We start from the raw sequence: 20,617 nt of genomic DNA on the forward strand, positions 1-20,617 counted from the left end.
TCCGCACTGCTGGGCCGTATGCCTTCTGCAGTAGGTTACCAGCCGACTCTGGCTGAAGAGATGGGCGTGCTGCAAGAGCGCATCACTTCGACCAAGGAAGGTTCGATCACTTCGATCCAGGCGGTATACGTACCGGCGGATGACTTGACCGACCCGTCGCCAGCGACCACCTTCGCCCACTTGGACGCCACCGTCGTTCTGTCCCGTGACATCGCTTCCCTGGGTATCTACCCGGCGGTAGACCCACTGGATTCGACTTCGCGCCAGCTGGACCCGAACGTCATTGGCCAGGATCACTACGACACCGCTCGCGGCGTCCAGTACGTCCTGCAGCGCTACAAAGAGCTGAAAGACATCATCGCGATCCTGGGTATGGACGAGCTGTCGGAAACCGACAAGCAGTTGGTATCCCGCGCTCGTAAGATTCAGCGCTTCCTGTCGCAGCCGTTCTTCGTGGCAGAAGTCTTCACCGGTGCATCGGGTAAATACGTTTCCCTGAAGGACACCATTGCTGGCTTCAAAGGCATCCTTTCCGGTGAGTACGACCACCTGCCAGAACAAGCGTTCTACATGGTAGGCGGCATCGAAGAAGCGATCGAGAAAGCCAAGAAACTGTAATCCAGGCGCCCGGCAACGGGCGCTCATCAGGTTGAGGCAGGCAAATGGCTATGACAGTCCATTGCGATATCGTCAGCGCGGAAGGAGAGATTTTCTCCGGTCTGGTCGAGATGGTGATTGCACACGGTAACCTGGGCGATATCGGTATCGCTCCAGGTCACGCGCCGCTGATCACTGATCTGAAGCCGGGCCCGATCCGTCTGATCAAGCAGGGTGGAGAAGCCGAGGTGTTCTACATCTCCGGTGGTTTCCTTGAGGTTCAACCGAACATGGTCAAAGTGCTTGCCGATACCGTGCAACGCGCTGCCGACCTGGACGAAGCCTCTGCTCAGGAAGCCGTCAAGGCTGCTGAGAAAGCACTGCATGAACGTGGCGCAGAGTTCGATTACGGATCTGCAGCTGCACGTCTGGCGGAGGCCGCAGCCCAGCTGCGCACCGTGCAACAGATTCGCAAGAAGTTCGGCGGCTAACGCCAGCGACCTTCATGTGTGATTGAGTAAAAGGGTAGCCTCGGCTACCCTTTTTCTTTTTTCGGCTTTTTTCCTGAACCACAGCCCAGTCTCTTCTGCGGCTAGCTCGCCTGGAATCCTTCCATGTCTCTCGATATCGTCATTCTTGCTGCAGGCCAAGGCACTCGCATGCGTTCGGCTCTGCCAAAGGTCCTGCATCCGGTCGCTGGCAACTCCATGCTTGGGCACGTTATCCACAGCGCGCGCCTGCTTTCTCCGCAGGGTATTCACGTCGTCATCGGCCATGGTGCCGACCGCGTCCGGGAACAGCTGGCTGCCGACGATCTTGACTTTGTGCTGCAGGACAAACAGTTGGGCACCGGTCACGCCGTAGCCCAGGCATTGCCGCAGTTGAGCGCAGACACCGTGCTGATCCTCTACGGGGACGTGCCGTTGATTGAGGTGCAGACGCTGCAGCGTTTGCTTCTATTGGTCAATGATCGGCAACTGGGTCTGCTCACCGTCACCCTGGATGACCCCACCGGCTACGGTCGTATTGTTCGTGATGCGCAGGATCGGGTCACCGCCATCGTGGAACACAAGGATGCCACCGATGCGCAGAAAACCATCAAGGAAGGAAACACCGGCATTCTGGCGGTGCCCGGCAAACAACTGGCCGACTGGCTGGGGCGCCTGTCAAACCATAATGCACAAGGCGAGTATTATCTCACCGACGTGATCGCGATGGCTGTGGCCGATGGCCTGGTCGTGGCGACGGCGCAACCCGACGATGCCATGGAAGTGCAGGGCGCCAACGATCGCAAGCAACTGGCTGAGCTTGAACGCCATTACCAGCTGCGCGAAGCGCGTCGCCTGATGGCTTCGGGCGTGACCTTGCGCGACCCATCGCGCTTCGACGTGCGTGGTGAGGTGACGGTTGGGCGGGATGTCACCATCGACATCAACGTCATCCTGGAAGGCCGAGTGATCATCGAAGACGATGTCTGTATCGGTCCCAACTGCGTCATCAAGGACTCTACCCTGCGCAAGGGCGCGATCATCAAGGCCAACAGCCATCTGGAAGGCGCCATTGTCGGTGAGGCGGCCGACGCCGGCCCATTCGCTCGCCTGCGACCGGGAAGCGTGCTGGGCGCGGGTGCCCATGTGGGTAACTTCGTTGAGCTCAAGAATGCCAATTTGGGTGAGGGCGCCAAGGCAGGTCATCTGAGCTATCTCGGGGACGCGGTCATTGGCGCACGAACCAACATCGGCGCCGGGACCATCACCTGCAACTACGATGGGGCGAACAAGCACCTGACAGTGCTGGGCGAAGATGTGTTTATCGGCTCCAACAATTCGTTGGTGGCCCCTGTGAATATCTCTGCGGGGGCTACCACCGCAGCCGGCTCTACCATCAACCAGGACGTCGCAGCTGAGCAACTTGCGGTAGCCCGGGCCCGTCAGCGCAATATCGACGGCTGGAAGCGGCCGGTCAAAATCAAGAAAAGCTGAAGTTATCCACAGCCTGGATCGGTCTGAACACTGCCTGAGGTGTTCAGGCCTGATTCAGCCCCCCTATGCCACGCTGCCGGTTATCCCCAAACCGGCGCCGTTCTTTTTCAGACTTCTTTCAAATCCAATGTTGCCCTCTTGACGAAAACCTTTCGATAGGTTTCTATTGCGTTCGTTATCTTTCGAAACGAAACTTAAGGCCGTCATGTCGAAACGTAATACACCTCAACGTCGCCACAATATTCTCGCGCTGCTGCATGAGCAGGGCGAGGTGAGTGTCGACGAATTGGCCAAGCGTTTCGAAACGTCGGAAGTTACCGTGCGCAAGGACCTTGCGGCGCTTGAAAGTAACGGCTTGCTGTTGCGCCGTTACGGCGGCGCGGTACTGATGCCCCAGGAACTGATCGGCGAACCGGGCCAGCCTGTTTCCCGCTACAAGCAAGCCATTGCACGTGCGGCCGTCATGCGGATTCGTGAACACGCGCGCATCATCATAGACAGTGGCAGTACCACCGCCGCGATGATTCCGCAGCTCGGCCTGCAGCCTGGGTTGGTGGTGATGACCAACTCCCTGCACGTGGCGAACGCGCTGGGCGAGCTTGAGCATGAGCCGATTCTGCTGATGACCGGCGGCACCTGGGACCCTCACTCCGAGTCTTTTCAAGGCCAGGTTGCCGAGCAGGTGCTACGTTCCTACGATTTCGATCAGTTGTTCATTGGCGCCGACGGCATCGATCTGGCCCGTGGCACCACGACCTTCAACGAATTGCTGGGCTTGAGCCGGGTCATGGCCGAAGTGGCCCGCGAAGTGATCGTGATGGTCGAAGCCGACAAGGTCGGTCGCAAGATTCCCAACCTGGAGCTGCCATGGAGCAGTGTCCATACCCTAATTACCGATGATCGCCTGCCTCAGGAGGCACGCGAACAAATTCAGGCTCGCGGCGTGACGTTGATCTGCGCCGCTGTTTCCTAGGAGAAGACCATGTGTGGAATCGTTGGCGCCGTCGCTGAACGTAATGTCACTGCCATCCTGCTTGAGGGCCTCAAGCGTCTTGAGTACCGCGGCTACGACAGTGCCGGTGTGGCCCTGTTCAGCAACGCCGGGGTACTGGAGCGACGCCGTCGCGTTGGCAAGGTCAACGAGCTGGAGCAATCGCTGGCTGGCGAGCCTCTGGTGGGCCGTCTGGGCATTGCGCACACCCGTTGGGCCACCCACGGCGCGCCGGTCGAGCGCAATGCACACCCGCATTTCTCCAACGACGAGCTGGCGGTTGTCCACAACGGCATCATTGAAAACCATGAACCTCTGCGTGAGCGCCTCAAGGGCTTGGGCTATGTGTTCACCTCGGACACGGACACCGAGGTCATTGTCCATCTGCTGCACCACAAGCTGCAGGACCTCCCAGACCTGACCGCCGCCCTGAAAGCCACGGTCAAGGAGCTGCATGGTGCTTATGGTCTGGCGGTCATCAGCGCCAAACAGCCGGACCGCCTGATCGCTGCCCGCAGTGGCAGTCCGTTGGTAGTGGGCCTGGGTCTGGGCGAGAATTTCCTGGCATCGGACCAATTGGCCCTGCGTCAGGTCACCGACCGCTTCGTGTATCTGGAAGAAGGTGACATCGCCGAAATCCGTCGTGACAGCGTACAGATCTGGACCGCCGCCGGCCTGCCGGTCGAACGCGAAGTCGTGCAATACCGCGAAGGCGCGGAAGCGGCCGACAAAGGCGAGTACCGCCACTTCATGCTCAAGGAAATCCACGAGCAACCGAAAGTCGTGCAGCGCACCCTGGAAGGTCGTCTGGGTCAGCAGCAGGTACTGGTTCAGGCGTTCGGTCCCCAGGCTGCCGAGCTGTTCGCCAAAGTGCGCAATGTGCAGATCGTCGCCTGCGGCACCAGCTATCACGCGGGCATGGTCGCGCGTTACTGGCTGGAGGGGCTGGCCGGCATTCCGTGTCAGGTCGAAGTCGCCAGCGAATTCCGCTACCGCAAGGTCGTGGTGCAGCCCGACACCCTGTTCGTCTCGATTTCCCAGTCCGGTGAGACCGCCGACACCCTGGCGGCATTGCGCAACGCCAAGGAACTGGGTTTCCTCGCCAGTCTGGCTATCTGCAACGTCAGCATCAGCTCGCTGGTACGTGAATCGGATCTGACCCTGCTGACCCAGGCCGGGCCGGAAATCGGCGTGGCATCGACCAAGGCCTTCACCACGCAGTTGGTCGCGCTGATGCTGCTGACCCTGTCATTGGGCCAGGTGAAAGGTACGCTGCAAGAAGGTGTCGAGGCTGAGCTGGTGGAAGAACTGCGCCGCTTGCCCACCCGATTGGGCGAAGCGTTGGCTATGGACGGCACGGTGGAAAAAATCGCCGAGCTGTTTGCCGAGAAGAACCACACCCTGTTCCTGGGCCGCGGAGCGCAATTCCCGGTAGCAATGGAAGGTGCCTTGAAGCTCAAGGAGATTTCCTACATCCACGCCGAGGCCTATCCGGCCGGTGAACTCAAGCACGGGCCGTTGGCGCTGGTCGACAGCGACATGCCAGTGGTGACTGTAGCGCCCAACAACGAGTTGCTGGAAAAGCTCAAATCCAACCTGCAGGAAGTCCGCGCCCGAGGCGGCGAGCTGATCGTCTTCGCGGATGAACAGGCCGGTTTGAACAACGGGGTCGGTACGCATGTCATCTCGATGCCACACATCATCGATGCGCTGGCGCCGATCCTCTACACCATCCCGCTGCAGCTCCTGTCGTACTACGTCGCCGTGCTCAAGGGCACCGACGTGGACCAGCCACGCAACTTGGCGAAATCAGTGACTGTGGAATAAGTTATCCACAGACAGTGCAGCTGACGCCCACGCGCCAGCTGCGTTCCTGACCGCACCCCGCACCCCGCACCCCATTCATTCCCCCTGATACGCAACGCTGAACTTCGCCTCGGGATGAGCGGCCTGGTAGGTCTTCATGGTGTTGCGCAGTTTTTGCGCTGACGCAGCATCGGTGGCATAGAAGGCGACGGTGTCGAAGGCTGCCGCAATCTTCGGCACGGTCAGCTGCAGGTCCGCGACTTTGGTCCAGTTCGCCGGGTGCTGTGGAAACCAGTCGTCGTAGACAAAGGCGTAATGCACGTCCTTTTTGCTCATCAGCGTCTGAATCCATTGCGGACCGGTCTCGGACTTGCGCAGCTTCAGTGCTTCAAGGCTGCCCAGACCCCACAGATCGAGCACATAGCGGTGGCTGTTCAGCGCCACCAGGCCCAGGTCGTTGACCGCCACCGGTTCATCCAGGTCCCTGGCGATCATTGCCATTGCATACTGCTGGTTGTGGATAGCCCGCGCCGCCAGTGGTGTGCTCAGGGTGGTGTACACCAATGGTGCGAACGCCAGCGGCAACAGACCGAAAACCACCGCCGCCGAGCGCCCGCTCAGGTTGCTCAAGGCCCAATGAAAGAAAAACACCCCGAGAAAGCTCAGCCAGTACACCTCATAACGTCCGTACCAACCGTTTTTGCCCAACAGCACATGCAGCGTCGTCACGCTTACCAGCAGGATGACCAGTGCCCGGCGCTGGATGAAAAATGCACACATGACCAGCATCAGCACGATCACCCAGCCGTACTTTTCAAACTGGCTGATGGCATTGAGGATGATCGACTTGAGTCCCGAGGTGTCGGACTTGGCGATCACCGATGAGGGCAGCCAGCCCATGCCGATATGCTCCAGAAACAGCGAGAACCCGGCGACCAGCGCGACGATCACGGCGCCGCACAACACGGTGCGAAGGCCTTCACCCTTCATCAGCAGGTACAGCAGCACCGGCGCTGAAATGGCCAGGCCTTCGTAACGCACCAGCGGCAGCAGGATGATTGCGCCGTACACCAGTGGTTTGACCGCCAGCCCGTGAAACTCTTTGTCCAGTACCGCACGCGCAATGTATACCGCCAGCAATACCTGCAGGCAGTGTTCCATGCCATTGAAGATCAGGCCGTAGAAGTTGGTCGCCAACAGCCAGCCGCCGAGTATGAAAACCTTGGGCCACACGCTGACGCCCTGGAGCATTTGCAGCAACAGGCGGAACGTGAGGAAGGAGAAGATCAGGTTGAGTACCAGGGGCGCTTTGTACATCGCCTCGCCCAGGATGCTGAACGGGGCAAGGATCAACGGCCATATGATGCTGGAGGAGGGGGCCGAGAACTCGCCGGCGTTGATGCCGTAATGCCCGTTGAATATCTGGCGCGCCAGCGTCAGGTGGATGTAGGGGTCATCGAGGGTGTAGAAAAACGCTCCGCCATTGAGCGCGATGACCGACAGCATCAGCAAGAACACCGGGGCCAGGAACAGCAGCCCCGTCAGTCGGCGATCCGAAAGTTGTCGCTTTGCCGAGAGGGAGATCAGGGTTTGGGTTTCCATAGCGCGGCCATCCAGTTCAATACTTCCATGAATGGTCCGACTATAGGGGCTGGCCTCCGATAACAGGTCATCGCAATTGTTGATACGTCCCCGGCAAGGTGCTGGCGCGGCGGCGCCATAAAACCAGCAGCTTCGGCGACCGGCGGTTGCAGGTTCGAGACGGATGTCCCGCGAGCGTCAGGCCACCCTGGTTTCTGCATCCAGTTGCCGAACATGACCCTTGGCCGTTTTGCCCGCCTGCAGCACCGCCCATTTCATGAACTCGACGATTGCCCATTCTTCATGTCGCTCCTTGGCGCAATACACGAAGTAGTCGAATTTGAGCTCGGAGGTGGCATTGGTGACCTGCACCAGGCGCTTGGATCGCAGGGCCTCGCAAGCAAACACGCTGTTCACCAGGGCTATGCCTTGACCTGCGCAAGCGGCACTTATCAACAGGGACTCGTCGCCGTAACTGGAGCCCTGAATCATTTTTCGATTACTCATGCCGAAGGCATTCATCCACACCTTCCAGTAGTTGCGCTCCGTATCCTGCAACAAGGGGTAGGTCAGGCAATCCTGCGGGCTTTCGATGGTGCGCTGTTTGGCCAGCAGGTTCGGGCTGCACACCGGTATCAGGTAGGAAGACCACAAGCGGGTCGCATGATTGTCCGGGCTGCTGGCCATTTCCCGCTGGATCGAGATATCCACATGGCCATGCTTGAGGTCAGACAAACCATTGCAGATCTGGATAGAAATCTCGATGGTCGGGCAGCGTTCCTTGAAGTCGCCCAGGGCGGGAATCAGCCAGGAGCTGGCGATGGTCGAGGTGGTACCGATGACCAGGCGAGTTTGCCGAGGCTGTCTCAGGGCGGCACCCGACCACGCTTTCTCGATGACATCAAAGGTATCGGACAGCTCTTCGAACAGGCTACGGCCGCTGGCGGTGAGCTGAATGCCCTTGGCGTCCCGTTCGAACAGGCGCTTGCCGATCTGATCCTCAAGCCCCTTGATCTGCTGGCTGACCGCGGCCGGGGACACGCACAGGTGATCTGCGGCACGTTTCATACTGCCCACCTTGCACACCTCGACAAAGGTGCGAAGGGCAATCAACGGGATCGCTCTGCTCATCTTGCATACTCCGGCCAGAAGTCGCAGCCAATCAGCTGAAGGGTCATGGGTTCTGTGGGTGCTGCCATATCGGTATGCCCAACGCTTGTCTTGATTGTGTGAGAGACGGTTTTCGGACACAGCAGGGCCCCGTCTGGTCAACGCCACCAGACAACCGCGTCTCAGGTTCAGCTGTGGATAACTTTATGAATCAGGTCGTCGCAGGGTTGTCCTGCGTATCGGCTGCGCGCTTGGGCCTGCTCTTGCTGAGCACAAACCAGACTGCCAGGCAGATCAGGCCGCCACCGTAGAGATGACCGGCCGACAGGCTCTCGCCCAGGAACAGTACGCCCCACAGTACGCCGAACGGCGGGATGAGGAAGGTCACGGTCAGTGACCGTACCGGGCCGATGTCGGCGATCAGGCGGAAGTACAGGATGTAGGCGCACGCCGTGCAGATGAAACCCACGGCCGCCAGGCAGAGCCAGACCGTGGAATCGCCCCAGCTTGGAGGCGGGCTGACAATCGCCGAAATCCCGAAGAATGGCGCGATGAACAAGGTGGCACCGATCTGGCTGCCGAATGCGACAAGCTTTGCATCCAGCCCACCCTGGTCGGCAATCCACTGGCGGGTCAGAAACCCGGCTGCGCCGTAGCAACTGGTCGCCACCAGGCAGGCCAGCGCACCCATCACCACGGTGCTGGTGAACGTGACCGGTCCGGTGGTCGTCAGCAAGGTTATCCCCAGCAGCCCGATCAGTACGCCGGCGGCCTTTTTGGGGGTCAGGGTGTCGCTGAAAAACATCGAGCCGATGAGCACGCCCATCAATGGCGTGGTGGCGTTGAGGATGGCCGAGTAGCCGGCGGGCAGTAGCATTGCGGCCATGCTGTACATCAAGAACGGGATGCCGGAGTTGATGACGCCCAGCACCATCGTTGCCCTGAGCTTGCCCTGGAAATCATGGCGCGTTTTGAACACGGCCAGAATGACCCATAAACCAATGGCCCCCAACAGCACGCGAAAGAATGCCGTGGGCAATGCACCCAATACCGGTGCGGCCACGCGCATGAACAGAAAACTTGCACCCCAGATCGCGGCCAAGAGAAGAAGTCGGACAAAATCGCTGGGCCTCATGGCACTTCCTTAGGTGGTCGGATGCACTCAACAAAACGGCTGCAAACTTGTTGATTGACGCTCGTCGAGTCGCGGTGTGATGATTTGAGCAGTGTCTGGAGCGGTGCTCAAGCGAGCTTTTCTTAAGCACATTAGATTTTCTTAACTGAGGACCGGCATGAAATTCCCGCCCCTGTACGCCTTGCTGTGCTTTGAAGCGACGGGGCGTCACGCCAGCATGAAGAGCGCGGCGGGCGAGCTTTTCGTCACCCCTGCAGCGATCAGCCAGCAGATCGCCAAGCTGGAAAAGGCCGTCGGCGTCACGTTGTTCATTCGCAACACCAAGCGACTGGAGCTCACGCCCGAAGGCAAGATCTACCTGCGAGCGATCCGCCCTGCGCTGGGCCAGATCAGCGACGCCACTCAGCGTCTGATGAGCGACAACGGCCCCAACACCATCACCGTCAGTTGCACCAGTGGTTTCGCCATGCAATGGCTCTTGCCGCGGCTCCCGGATTTTCAGGCAATGTGCCCCGGCATCGAGGTGCTGATCAGTACCACCAACCGGCTGGTCGATCTGCTCGGTGACGGTGTGGATTTTGCCGTACGCCACGGCCTGGGCCGCTACCCGGGCCTGGAGGTCGAGATGCTGATCAACGACCGCCTGCAGCCCGTTTGCAGCCCTGGCCTGTTACCGGACTCGCGCTACCTGTCTTCGCCCATCGATCTCAAGAGCTATAACCTGCTGCACGACGAACACCGGGAAGACTGGGCATTGTGGCTCAGGGCCGTGGGCATCGAGGACGCCGAGGCAGCGGTGCACAAAGGCTCGGTGTTCGTGGATTCCAACGGCGTAATCGAGGCTGCGCTGGCTGGCATGGGCATCGCGCTGGTGCGTCGCTCGCTGATTCGTGAAGAACTCGCCAACGGACGCCTGATGGTGCCGTTTCGCGCGACCATCGACACGCCGATCGCCTACTACCTGGTCTATGACGAGACCGCGATCCTGCCCAAATCCAGTCGGCAGTTTCGCGACTGGCTGGTCTCCCAGGCCATTGCCAGCCAGCGCGAATTCACCACCCGTTGACTGCACTGGATTCCCCGTCGCAGTGAGCTTGCTCGCGGTGCAGTCCGCCTGGGCCACCGTGTAGCGGGCGCTAACCCGCTATCGCGAGCAAGCTCACTCCTACAAGGTCCGCCTTTCGCAGTGTTTATTCGCAGCTGGTCCGACAGTTAAGTCCTACTTCAGCCTTTGATGTCGATGTGCAACTGCCGATAAATAGCGCTAACCGACTGATAAACATCATCATTAAGCAAACTTGGGTTAAGTCAAACTTAACCGGCGGTTGCGTATTTCTCGTTTGCTCCTGTCTGTGAATTTCTTCAGTTTAATCCTCAATTCCAAGGCGTTTTTCAGCACTGACTGACGCGGGCATACAACGGGCAGGGATGCCCAGGGTTGAGGGAGAACTTCATGACAGACTTTCAAATTTTTCGCCCCATGGCGTGGGACAAACTGGTCCATGAATATGATCTGGACGGCGCCAGGCTCTTGCCCTGGGCCGGTTATCCAACACCCATCGGTGGCGGTTGGTGCGTAGTTCGCCCGCACACCAAGTCGCTGTCGCATACCCAGATCGATCAGGAGTTCTTCATTGGCATAAAGGGCACCGCCAAACTGGTGGTCGGTGATCAGACTTATCCCTTCACCCTGGGCGACATCGCTGCCATCCCCAAACACACCGATCATTATGTGCTCAACGACACCGATGAAGACTTTCACTTTTATGTGGTCTGGTGGGATCGTGATTCAGCCAACCGTTTTCTCGATGAAGATGCCCGGCAAGCCCTGGAAATGAATGAATTCGCGTTGCAAAAGGCGACGCTGCACGATGTCTCCGATCAGAGGGTTTCGTGATGGGCAAGTTACTTGTCACCATCACTCCGCCCACGCCCAATGGCGATTTGCACATTGGCCACATGGCGGGTCCGTTTCTGGCCGCTGATATCTATACCCGCGCGCAGCGCCAACGCGGTCATGACTGCACGCTGGTTTCCTACTCCGACGACTATCAGTCGTACATGCTGCGTCGTGGCATTGAGCTGGATCGTTCGCCGCAGGAACTGGCGCTGGAAAACACCGACAAGATCAACGACACCTTGAAGAAGATGGGCATCGAAGTTGATTTCTGGATGCGCCCCTATCGCAATAACTACTTCAAGAAAGCCGTAGAAGAAACCTACGAGTTCGCCATGAAGGCGGGCGCCGTCTATAAAAAAGTCAGCCAGGAACCCTATTGCGAGCACTGCGACAAGTGGGGTTATGAAGCATTCGGTCGCGGCAACTGCGATCACTGCGGTTCGGACTCCGATGCCAGCCAGTGCGAAGAGTGCGCCCACACGCCCAATGCCTCGAAGATGGCTAACTTCCGCTGCAAGCTTTGTTCTGCACAGATGATCTGGCGCCCGGTGGAGCGCGAGTTTCTGGCGCTGTCCAACTTTCGCAGTCACCTCAAGAGCAGTTTCGAGCACACGCCGCTGCGCCCGTTCATTCGCCGGTTCCTCAATGAGGAGTTTCAGATCGGCCCGGTGGATTGGGGTATCACCCGCCCGCATGACGGCGGCCTGGACCTCAAGCCTGATGGCAGCCGGCGCATCCACACCTGGGTAATGGGGCTGTCGGGTTACCTGGGGGCGTTTCGCGAATACCTCAACGAGTACAAGCACGCACCCTGGGAATACGACGAATACTGCCGTTCCGGCAAGGGCCGGCTGGTGCATTTCCTCGGTTACGACTGCGCTTTCAGCCACATGATGGTGTACCCGTCGCTGCTGCAGACCATGCACGGCTACCGCATGCGTCAAACCTTCTACACCAATCAGTTCCTGACCCTGAACGGCAAGAACCTCTCGACCAGCCGCAACTATGCGATCTGGGCGCGGGATCTGGTGGCGGACGCCTGCACCGATAGCGCACGGTTCTATCTGGCGCTGATCGCCCCGGAGCAGGACACCGATGATTTCGACGTGGAGAAGTTTGCCGCCTGGCGTGAACAAACCTTCAACGAAGTCCTGGTCAAGCTGGCGGCGCAGGCCGAGCGCGAGCGAGTCGGCGGCGACAGTCTGAAAGTCACCTCGGCCGATGCTGCGGCGATCAAGATCCTCGTTGCGCGCTGGTTCGAAGTGACCTCGGTGGACCACTTCACCATGAAGGGCCTGGCGGTATTGTTGTCAGACGTGATCAATGCGGCACGCGATCGCCAGCTGCTCGGCAAGCGAATCCTGCCTTACATGGCGCTGATCGGTGCTATCGGCGCGCCAGTGTTTCCGGAGCTCGCCAAACAGATCCTGCGCTACTGCCGTTTCACCGAAAACGAAGTATTCCAGCAGCTGGTGTATGTCAGCGCCGTCGAGTACGAGATTTGATCGGGGAGGCGCGCTGATGAAAACGTCATTCGATGTGATCGTGATCGGCGCCGGGGTCATGGGCGCTTCTATCGCCGCCGCGCTGGTCGAAAGCGGCCTGGATGTCGCCCTCATGGAAAAGGGCATCGCCGGCGGTCAGGGGGCTACACGGGACACCGGAGGCATCGTTCGCGGGCTGGAACTGGACCCGGCCCTGCGCCCATTGACCCGTCGCGGGGCGCATCACGGCAGCACCGGTATCGTCCATGCGCTGTTCGAACAGGCGCTCAATCGCACCGGTGTCGCCTACATAGCAAGCTCCGAAGTATGCGGCATGTACCTTGACGCAGTGGGCAGCGAAGGCAGCCAGAACATCGAGTTGCACGCCTCGGTGAGTGCACTGGATAACGGTCGCTTTACAGCGTTCTGCCCTGACGAGTGTCTGCTTATCGAGCGTAACGGCGGGGTGGTCGATGCGCGGGTCACGCTATCGAACCTGTGTCGGTACGTCAGTGAGAAGGCAACCTATCTCGATCATCTGGCAGTCGACCGCTGTGTCGAACTCGAGGGTCTGGTGCAGGTGCACGCGGGCAAACTGTGCCTTCAGGCCACGTGGGTGGTGGATGCCTGCGGCGCCAGCGGACCGTTGGCAAGGCCTCACGGCGCAGTGCATGCGCGCACCATTCCGTTCACTCGCCTGGGCTGTGATCAAGCGCCGAGCATGCCGATCATTGCTCACCACCTCAATACCTACCTCTTGCCGTTGGGGCGCAGCCTGATCCAGGTCGGCGGACAACGTCGCCAGCGCGCCGAACACGCCCACCAACTGAACCTGTCTGTGATGGACAACGAGCAGGACGTGATCGAGCGCGTGGCCAGGCTCGGTTACGACAAGCACCACAGCCTGCCGGTGGTCACGCAAGTCGCCTGGGATGCCTACACCGACGACGGTCGCCCGCTGATTGGCCGATCCAGTGCCAAGAGCCATATTTACCTGGCAACCGGATTCTGCGGCATCGGCTTCAAGATGGCGCCGAGTGTCGCCGAGCTGCTGGCGTTCGAGCTGGGTGGCCTGATGGGCGGAACCCAGATGGACGCTGAACACCGCTCGATCATGGCTGCCTTCTGCCCATCGCGGTTCGCCGAAGTGGCGTTGTCATGATGCGCCTGGGTATCTGTGCGGCCCTGGATGTCGGTACCACCCTGCATGCGCGAAGCTTTTTACGCGGCGTGTATCTGTCCAGTCACCTATTTGGCCATGTCCGCCGTGCGCAACATCTGTACTGCGATGACGGCGCCAATGCCGAGGGCGGCCGCGCGGCGGCTCGGCGTTTCATCGAGGCGCGGGTGGATGTGGTGATTGGTCATTTCGCGTCGGAGTCGGCGGCGGCGGTCGTGCAAAGTTATGCACAGGCTGGTATTCCGCTGATTTTGCCGGCGTCGACCTGTGCGGCGTTGACCGAAGAGGGCAGCACTACATTTCGGGTCTGCGCATCGGACCGGATGCTGGCCAAGCGTCTGCTGGAGTTTGCCGAAAAGCAGGGTCTGCTCCAGCTGGCGCTGTTCGCCGACCCTAGCCTCCATGGCCAGCAGCAGCTGCATGAACTGCAACAGGCAGCCAGGTTATCCACAGTGAAGATTGTTCAGGAGGCGGGTCAGGCCGATGGGTTGGTGTTCTGTGGACGACTCAAAGCCAGCCGCCAGTTCCTTGTGGAAAACCGCGCTGCCGGCTGTGGATTACCGCTGATCTTCACCGATGACGCCGCATCGCCAGCGTTGGTCAGTGGGCTGGAGCAGACCGGTACGGTGTATGTCGTCAGCTTTCCGGTGGCCAGTGATCTGGCCGAAGCCCAGTCAGCGGACCTCGCCTATCAGCGCATCTATGGCGAACCGGCGCCGGTCTACGCCATCGAGACACTGGCAGCGTTTTCGCTGGTGGATCTGGCCGCTCGCCAGAGCCGAAGTCTGCTGCAGGCACTGCGCTTCGACCAGTTCTCCACGCCCGCCGGCTCCATTCGGTTCAGCAACGGGGAAAACGATCACGCCCGGGTTTCGCTATGGGTCTACGCCGATGATCGTGCCCACGAAAGACATCTGTTGTGTTGAAACGAGCCCACCGCGCTCGCCAAGTCTTTAAACCTTTCAGGAAGGACCACCATGAATCAGTTTGAAATCGAGGGTTTGCGTCAGGAGCTGGACGTCGTGTCGGTCGGCTTCGGTCCCGCCGGTATCGCGCTGGCCTGTGCGCTGGAAGACGAGGCCGAAGACAACGGCAAGAAGCCGTTTCAACGCGTGCGTTTTTTCGAGAAGGGCCGCGACTCGACCTGGCATGGCGCGTTTCTGCTGGCAGGCACCGACATCAACCATCACGTGTTCCGGGATCTGGTCACGCCGCGAAACCCGCGCAGCCGGTTCTCCTTTGCCATGTACCTGAAGGAAAAGGGGCGGCTGTACAAATTCGGTCTGTTGGGACGTCCCGCCAGCCGTGTGGAATGGTCGGACTACATTGCCTGGGTCGCCGCGCAGCTCAAGGATTACGTGGCCTACGATGAAGGCGTGCTTGATGTCCTGCCAGTTGCGGAAAAAGGCGTCTTGCGCGCGGTGGATGTTGTCACTGCTCAGGGGACTTATCGCACTCGTCGATTGGTGCTTTCCCATGGCAGCCTGCCACGAATCCCCGAAGCATTCAGTCCTCACCTCGGCGGGCGAGTGTTCCACACCTCGCAATACCTGAAGAACATCCATCTGGGCGGTGGCCCGATCGCTCAACGCTGGTTGGTGCTGGGCTCCGGACAAAGCGCCGGTGAGGCCGTGGCCCATCTGTTGGGCGCGGCACCGACTACCCAAGTGCACTCGGTTCATCGTGGTGTGGGCTTCCGTGTCGGCCAGCTGGGGCAGTTTCCCAACATGGCATTCCTGCCCGAGCAGGTGGATTATTTCCATCAACTGGAGCCAGCGCGTCGCAGCAAGGTGTTCGACGAAATCCGTTCGACCAACTACGCAGGCATCGACGCCGATGAGAGCCAGGCCTTGTACTCATTCATGTACGAAGGAGAGGTCAGCGGTCACCAGCGTTTGAACCTGCACACGTGGTCAAGCGTGGTGTCGGTGGAAAAAGTCGGCGATGCCTATTCGGTCGTGCTGCGCGACAGCAACACCGGTCTTGAGACCACGCTGTATGTCGACGGCATCGTCCTGGGCACCGGTTACGAGCAGCTGGCGGTACCGCCGTTGCTGACGTTGCTGCAACCCTGGCTGCTGCGCGATGAGGACGGCAGTCTGGCGGTGGATCGCCACTATCGAGTGGGGCTGCAGAACAGCGAAGGGCTGCAGATCCTCGCCAATGGCACGTCGGAGAAAACCCACGGCATCAGCGACGCCCAGTCGTTTTCCATGGTCGCCCTCAGAGCCCAGCAACTGACGGAGGCACTGCTGTCGACCCAGCCCCGGCAACTGGCCGCTGTCATCGCCCATCCGACGATGGCCAAGTCGGCACGCGTCGAGGCACGGCCATGAATTTCATCTCGCATATCGTCGGCGATTCGAACTTCGTTCGCCTCAAGGGGCTGGGCTTCGAGAATCTACATCTGAAGCTCGAATCATGTAATCCGGCCGGCTCGATCAAGATGAAGACCGCCATTGGCTTGATCGATTCCTATGCCGAAAAACGACTTATCCACAAGGACACCGTGCTGATCGAGTCCTCGTCGGGCAATCTGGGCGTGGCGCTGGCCATGATATGCGCCGAGCGCGGGTACAAATTCTGCTGCGTGGTCGATCCCAACACCAACCTGCACAACATCAAGATGATGGAAGCCTTTGGGGCGCAGATCGTCATCGTCACCGAGCGCGACGACAACGACGGCTACCTGGGAACCCGTATTCGCTACATTCGCGACACCGTGGCCCGTGATCCTCGCTACCTGTGGCTCAACCAGTACAGCAACCCGGCCAACGCGCGCACCCACGAACAGACAACGGCACGCTCGATTCATATCGCCTTTCCGGCCCTGGATTACCTGGTGGTAGGCGCTGGCACCACCGGTACCTTGATGGGCTGCGTGCAGTATTTCCGCAAGCATTCACCGCGCACCAAGATCATCGCTGTGGACAGCGCAGGCTCGGTTACCTTCGGCCAGGCCCCCGGCAAGCGCTTCATCCCGGGCCTTGGCTCCAGTCAGATGCCGCCGATCTTCAGAGCCCACCATCTGTACAAACAACAAGTGGTGGACGAGCGCGCCACCATTGCCATGTGCCGCTGGCTGGCCAAGTCCAACGGGGTGCTGGCGGGGGGCTCGACGGGCACCGTGGTCGCCGGACTTGCCGCCCCTTCGCTGGGTATTCCCAAGGATGCGGTGGTGGTCGCCATCTCCCCCGACGCCGGTGAACGTTATCTGGAGACGCTCTACAACGATGAGTGGGTGATGCAGAAGTTTGGCCGGGCCGAACTCTCGGCGCTGAACTCGCAACCGATCAGCCGCTACCTGAAAAACTACGTCCATACCTTCGAAGGGGAGGCACTGAATGTCTGATTTTCATGTGATCCCGGGGGCGGTGATCAAGGACATCCTCGACCACCAGGCACACACCATGGTCGGCCGCGTCGAGCACGTCTACCTGCAGCATCACGACGGCCAGACGCTGAATCCGGACAGCTATTTTCTGCGTTTCCCGCAGCAGCCGGCCAACCGGATCATCGCGCTGCCCGCATCACTTGAAGGCGAGGGCGGGGTGGCCGGGATCAAGTGGATCTCCAGCTTCCCCGGCAACGTCGCCCACCAGAAGCCACGGGCGTCTGCGGTGGTGATTCTCAACGACCGGGAAACCGGCTACCCCTACGCATGTCTCGAAGGCGCCCAGATCAGCGCGGTCAGAACGGCGGCCTCTGCGGTGTCGGGCGCCTACTGGCTCAATGGTCAGACGCGAAAAGCGGCATCTGTAGGGTTTATTGGCGCAGGGGTCATCGCGCGAAACATCGCGCGTATGTTGGCGGTGGAAGGCTGGGACATCGACCAGGCACTCGTACATGATTTCGACGAGCCATCGACGCGGGCGTTGATCGCCTATGTCGAGCACATCGACTTATGCACAGCCTCGTCGGCATCGCTTGAGCAGGCCTTGGCAGCCGATCTGGTGATCTTCGCCACCACCGCAGGTGAGCCCTACGTCAAGCCGCCCATGGCTTTGCGCGCGGGCCAGGTGGTGCTGAATATCTCGCTGCGCGATATCGCCCCTCAGTTGCTGCTCGAAGCCAACAACCTGTGCGATGACATCGAACATTGCATGAAGGCCAACACCTCCGCGCATCTGGCGGAACAACTCAGCGGTAATCGCGCCTTCATGAATGGCACGTTGGCGGGGTTGATCCGTGGTGAATTCCAGCTGGATCCGGGCAAGCCTTCAATCTTCTCGCCGTTCGGGCTGGGCGTGCTCGACCTGGCGCTGAGCAAGTTCATTGTCGACACCGCGCTGGCCGATGGCCGAGCCGTCGCCATTGATTCATTCTTTGGAGAAACCCTGAGATGGAACTGAGCGCTGCCTTGCATGTGGATAAGTTTTCCATCGACGACTTGTCTGCCGCCAATGGCGCGCAGCCTGCCATCAAGATCGGCATCGTCGGCTGCGGTTCACGCGGACTGACCGTGCTTGAGCGACTATGTGCGCTGGCCGCCAAAGGCGAGCGGCGGATAGAAATCAATGTATTCGATCCCCACCGGCCCGGCCCCGGCCTGCATTCGGTGGAGCAAGCGGATTACCTGATGCTCAATACCGTGGCGTCGCAGATATCCATGTTCCCCGATCAGGCGGCGCTTGGCGGTTTCAGCGGTCGCCATGGGCCGACTTTCTATGAGTGGTGCCTGCGCTTCAAAACCTCGGAGCGGGCGGTCCGGCCCAACGAGTTTCTTCCGCGCAAATGGCTGGGTGAATATCTGGCGTGGACCTACGAAGAGATCATCAAGACCCTGCCTGAACAGGCGCGGATCATTCATCACGCCAAGGTTGTGGATAACATAGAGCACACGGATCTCGGCGGTTTTGTATTGTCCACAGGCGACGGTAAACGGCATCCGGTCGATTGGCTGCTGGTTACCATTGGCCATGCCCAGGCGCCTGCGGCTGTGGACAAACAGATCCGCAGAACCCGACGCCTACAGGCTTATGCACAGCCCCAGGATATCGATTCCGTGTTGTCCACAGAGTTGGTGGGTATCGAAGGGATGGGGCTGTCGGCGATGGACGTGGTCGCGGCTCTGACGGTCGGCAGAGGTGGTAGCTTCGAGCAAACAGCGCAAGGACTGCACTATCGCGCTTCGGGTCAAGAGCCGCGGGTGTTCATGTTTTCGCGCAGCGGCTTGCCCTACCGCACCCGTCCCGACATCGCGCCTCATCGCACCGGCGGTTCGCCGCTCATCTTCACCCTGTCGGCAGTTGCCGATCTACGTGGCGCCCATCCGCAGGGTCTGGACTTCGAAAAGCAGGTGTTGCCGTTGCTCAAGGCCCAGATGCTCGCGGAATACTTCGGCATGATCGCCGGGAACAGTGGAGAGTCTTCCCCGCGAGTCAAATCGGAACTGGCGACGGCCTTTCTGCTGGGGCATGTCGAAGCGAAGGCTCTTGAACTGGCACAGCGTTTTGGCGTGCCAATGCTGGACCAGGGTCTGTTTGATCCACGGCATGGTCAGTCGCCTGTGGACGACTATTCCCACTGGGTTCGTGCAGTGATCCAGGCGGATCTCGATGAGAGTGCCGCCGGGTTGGACGCGAGCCCCATCAAGGCCGCGCTGGAGGTGTGGAGAAGTTGCCGTGAGCAATTGCGCCGGGTTGTGGATAACAAAGGCCTGACGCCTGAGTCTCATCAGGTGTTTTTCAGCGAATACGCACCCTTGGTTAACCGAATGGTCGCTGGCCCGCAAAAAGAGCGGCACCAGGAGCTTCTGGCGCTGGCCGACGCAGGCATTTTGCAATGGGTGCATCACTCGAAAGTTATGCACAAGCCGGCGGAGGGTTTGGTGTCGATCCGGCTTGGTGAGGGGTATGAAGTTCTTCTGAACGCCGTCGTTTGTGCGCATTCCTGCGACACTCAGCGGATGTCACAGCCGAAAATCATTCGGCAATTGCGCGAGGCGGGAATTATCCACAGCCTGACGGAGGAGGGGGACGGTATTTACGTCGATGGTCACGGCAAAGCTCAACCGAATCTGTGGATAACCGGGCCGATGGTCGAGGGCGCTACTTATTACAACCACTACGTGCCTTCGGCGGGGAGCTACTCGCGTGCGTTTGTGGATGCCGACCGCATTGCTCGGGAGATGCTGGGTATGACGGTGGTCGGTTGAAGTCGGGGGTGCTGATAGCCGGGGGGACGTTTACCGCCATGGCCATGCTTGTTTGATCTTGCGTCAGCAACTCGTGTCGTGACGCGGCTGCAGCAAACAGGGCATATCCCTCAAGCGAATCCACGCCTCGTTCTGCCAGTGCAACACGCTCAGCGTGCCGTGTTGCCATTGCAGGAGTCCGGGCGCGGGCGCGTTGTTCAAGGCCGGGACGCTTCGATCATGCAGCATCGGCAAAACCTGATACGTCAGCCATTTGCGGATGGCATCGTGGGTGACGTGGCCATGGTGGACGAGCAGGGCATAGGCAGCGGATTCGCTGACCATCAGCACCTCCTTGATCTCGCCGTAGTAGCGCAGCTGGATGTGGCGGCGCTGGTCGGGCGCGAGTTTGCGGGTGATGCGTTGCTCAAAGAACATGCCCAGGAAATGCCCCAGGTCGCGGGCGCAGAACCAGGCCTGGCGCTCAAGGATCAGGGCGTGGAGTTTGAGGTTGTGGCGGGTGAAGACGACGGGTTCGTAGGGCGGTTCCATGTGGCGTCTGTCCTTGATGGCCTTGGAGTAGGGCGTCGGGAGCTAAGAACACCACAAACAAGTGCCGGCATATTCCCCCGAAGGGTCTTGTATTAGCCGACTCCCGACATGACAGACGTGCAGAAGTGTATCGCGCCTGCGAAAACTGACGTTGTCGCAGGCG

Annotated in this window: 15 protein-coding genes and 2 pseudogenes; 13 read left to right on the forward strand and 4 right to left on the reverse strand. The window is 59.9% G+C overall.

The window, feature by feature from the left end; all coding sequences use genetic code 11:
* From ACI2KS_RS17165 to glmS, 5 genes and pseudogenes are all read left to right on the forward strand, one after another.
* Window positions 1-618, forward strand: a pseudogene (locus tag ACI2KS_RS17165) (F0F1 ATP synthase subunit beta); the annotation flags it as partial.
* Between the two features lie 44 nt (window positions 619-662).
* Entirely contained in the window at window positions 663-1,088 is a 426-nt protein-coding gene (locus ACI2KS_RS17170) for a F0F1 ATP synthase subunit epsilon (RefSeq protein WP_274132100.1), read from the forward strand.
* Window positions 1,089-1,211: 123 nt separating this feature from the next.
* On the forward strand, window positions 1,212-2,579 hold the full coding sequence (gene glmU, locus ACI2KS_RS17175; protein ID WP_404622192.1) for a bifunctional UDP-N-acetylglucosamine diphosphorylase/glucosamine-1-phosphate N-acetyltransferase GlmU: 1,368 nt from the start codon (window positions 1,212-1,214) through the stop codon (window positions 2,577-2,579).
* A 205-nt stretch (window positions 2,580-2,784) separates the two neighbouring features.
* Window positions 2,785-3,552 carry a DeoR/GlpR family DNA-binding transcription regulator gene (locus ACI2KS_RS17180; protein ID WP_404622193.1) on the forward strand — a complete coding sequence of 256 codons (768 nt, stop codon included), beginning with the start codon at window positions 2,785-2,787 and terminating at the stop codon, window positions 3,550-3,552.
* A 9-nt stretch (window positions 3,553-3,561) separates the two neighbouring features.
* Complete coding sequence (gene glmS, locus ACI2KS_RS17185) at window positions 3,562-5,397, forward strand: glutamine--fructose-6-phosphate transaminase (isomerizing) (RefSeq protein WP_404622194.1); 1,836 nt, start codon at window positions 3,562-3,564, stop codon at window positions 5,395-5,397.
* A gap of 75 nt (window positions 5,398-5,472) precedes the next feature.
* On the opposite strand, the gene ACI2KS_RS17190 is transcribed toward glmS, so the two are convergent.
* From ACI2KS_RS17190 to ACI2KS_RS17200, 3 genes are all read right to left on the reverse strand, one after another.
* On the reverse strand, window positions 5,473-6,978 hold the full coding sequence (locus ACI2KS_RS17190; protein WP_404622195.1) for a hypothetical protein: 1,506 nt from the start codon (window positions 6,976-6,978) through the stop codon (window positions 5,473-5,475).
* A 177-nt stretch (window positions 6,979-7,155) separates the two neighbouring features.
* Window positions 7,156-8,088 (reverse strand): LysR substrate-binding domain-containing protein, encoded by a 933-nt coding sequence (locus ACI2KS_RS17195; protein ID WP_404622196.1) that lies wholly within the window; start codon window positions 8,086-8,088, stop codon window positions 7,156-7,158.
* 190 nt (window positions 8,089-8,278) lie between these two features.
* Entirely contained in the window at window positions 8,279-9,202 is a 924-nt protein-coding gene (locus ACI2KS_RS17200) for a DMT family transporter (protein WP_404622197.1), read from the reverse strand.
* Window positions 9,203-9,359: 157 nt separating this feature from the next.
* Here ACI2KS_RS17200 and gcvA point away from each other — a divergent pair, with 157 nt between their 5' ends.
* The 8 genes and pseudogenes from gcvA (at window position 9,360) to ACI2KS_RS17240 (ending at window position 19,923) form a co-directional block, all read left to right on the forward strand.
* Entirely contained in the window at window positions 9,360-10,268 is a 909-nt protein-coding gene (gcvA, locus tag ACI2KS_RS17205) for a transcriptional regulator GcvA (protein WP_404622198.1), read from the forward strand.
* A gap of 387 nt (window positions 10,269-10,655) precedes the next feature.
* Window positions 10,656-11,099 (forward strand): cupin domain-containing protein, encoded by a 444-nt coding sequence (locus tag ACI2KS_RS17210; RefSeq protein ID WP_404622199.1) that lies wholly within the window; start codon window positions 10,656-10,658, stop codon window positions 11,097-11,099.
* A complete protein-coding gene (locus ACI2KS_RS17215; protein ID WP_404622200.1) occupies window positions 11,099-12,607 on the forward strand; it encodes a methionine--tRNA ligase in 1,509 nt (502 codons plus the stop codon). Before ACI2KS_RS17210 ends, ACI2KS_RS17215 begins: the two co-directional genes overlap by 1 nt.
* A gap of 16 nt (window positions 12,608-12,623) precedes the next feature.
* Window positions 12,624-13,748 carry an NAD(P)/FAD-dependent oxidoreductase gene (locus tag ACI2KS_RS17220; RefSeq protein ID WP_404622201.1) on the forward strand — a complete coding sequence of 375 codons (1,125 nt, stop codon included), beginning with the start codon at window positions 12,624-12,626 and terminating at the stop codon, window positions 13,746-13,748.
* The gene (locus tag ACI2KS_RS17225; RefSeq protein ID WP_404622202.1) at window positions 13,745-14,692 is read left to right on the forward strand and encodes an ABC transporter substrate-binding protein; all 948 of its coding nucleotides are present in this window, start codon (window positions 13,745-13,747) and stop codon (window positions 14,690-14,692) included. The genes ACI2KS_RS17220 and ACI2KS_RS17225 overlap by 4 nt, the downstream gene beginning before the upstream one ends.
* Before the next feature lie 51 nt (window positions 14,693-14,743).
* Window positions 14,744-16,102 (forward strand): SidA/IucD/PvdA family monooxygenase, encoded by a 1,359-nt coding sequence (locus tag ACI2KS_RS17230; RefSeq protein ID WP_404622203.1) that lies wholly within the window; start codon window positions 14,744-14,746, stop codon window positions 16,100-16,102.
* Window positions 16,099-18,118, forward strand: a pseudogene (sbnA, locus tag ACI2KS_RS17235) (2,3-diaminopropionate biosynthesis protein SbnA). Before ACI2KS_RS17230 ends, sbnA begins: the two are co-directional and overlap by 4 nt.
* Window positions 18,109-19,923 carry an FAD/NAD(P)-binding protein gene (locus tag ACI2KS_RS17240; RefSeq protein ID WP_404622204.1) on the forward strand — a complete coding sequence of 605 codons (1,815 nt, stop codon included), beginning with the start codon at window positions 18,109-18,111 and terminating at the stop codon, window positions 19,921-19,923. The pseudogene sbnA and the gene ACI2KS_RS17240 overlap by 10 nt, the downstream one beginning before the upstream one ends.
* A 63-nt stretch (window positions 19,924-19,986) precedes the next feature.
* Here the strand turns inward: ACI2KS_RS17240 and ACI2KS_RS17245 are convergent, their stop codons facing one another.
* A complete protein-coding gene (locus tag ACI2KS_RS17245; protein WP_404622205.1) occupies window positions 19,987-20,454 on the reverse strand; it encodes a Bro-N domain-containing protein in 468 nt (155 codons plus the stop codon).
* Window positions 20,455-20,617 lie beyond the last annotated feature (163 nt).

This window comes from Pseudomonas sp. NPDC087358 (genome assembly GCF_044900785.1).
GTDB lineage: Bacteria > Pseudomonadota > Gammaproteobacteria > Pseudomonadales > Pseudomonadaceae > Aquipseudomonas.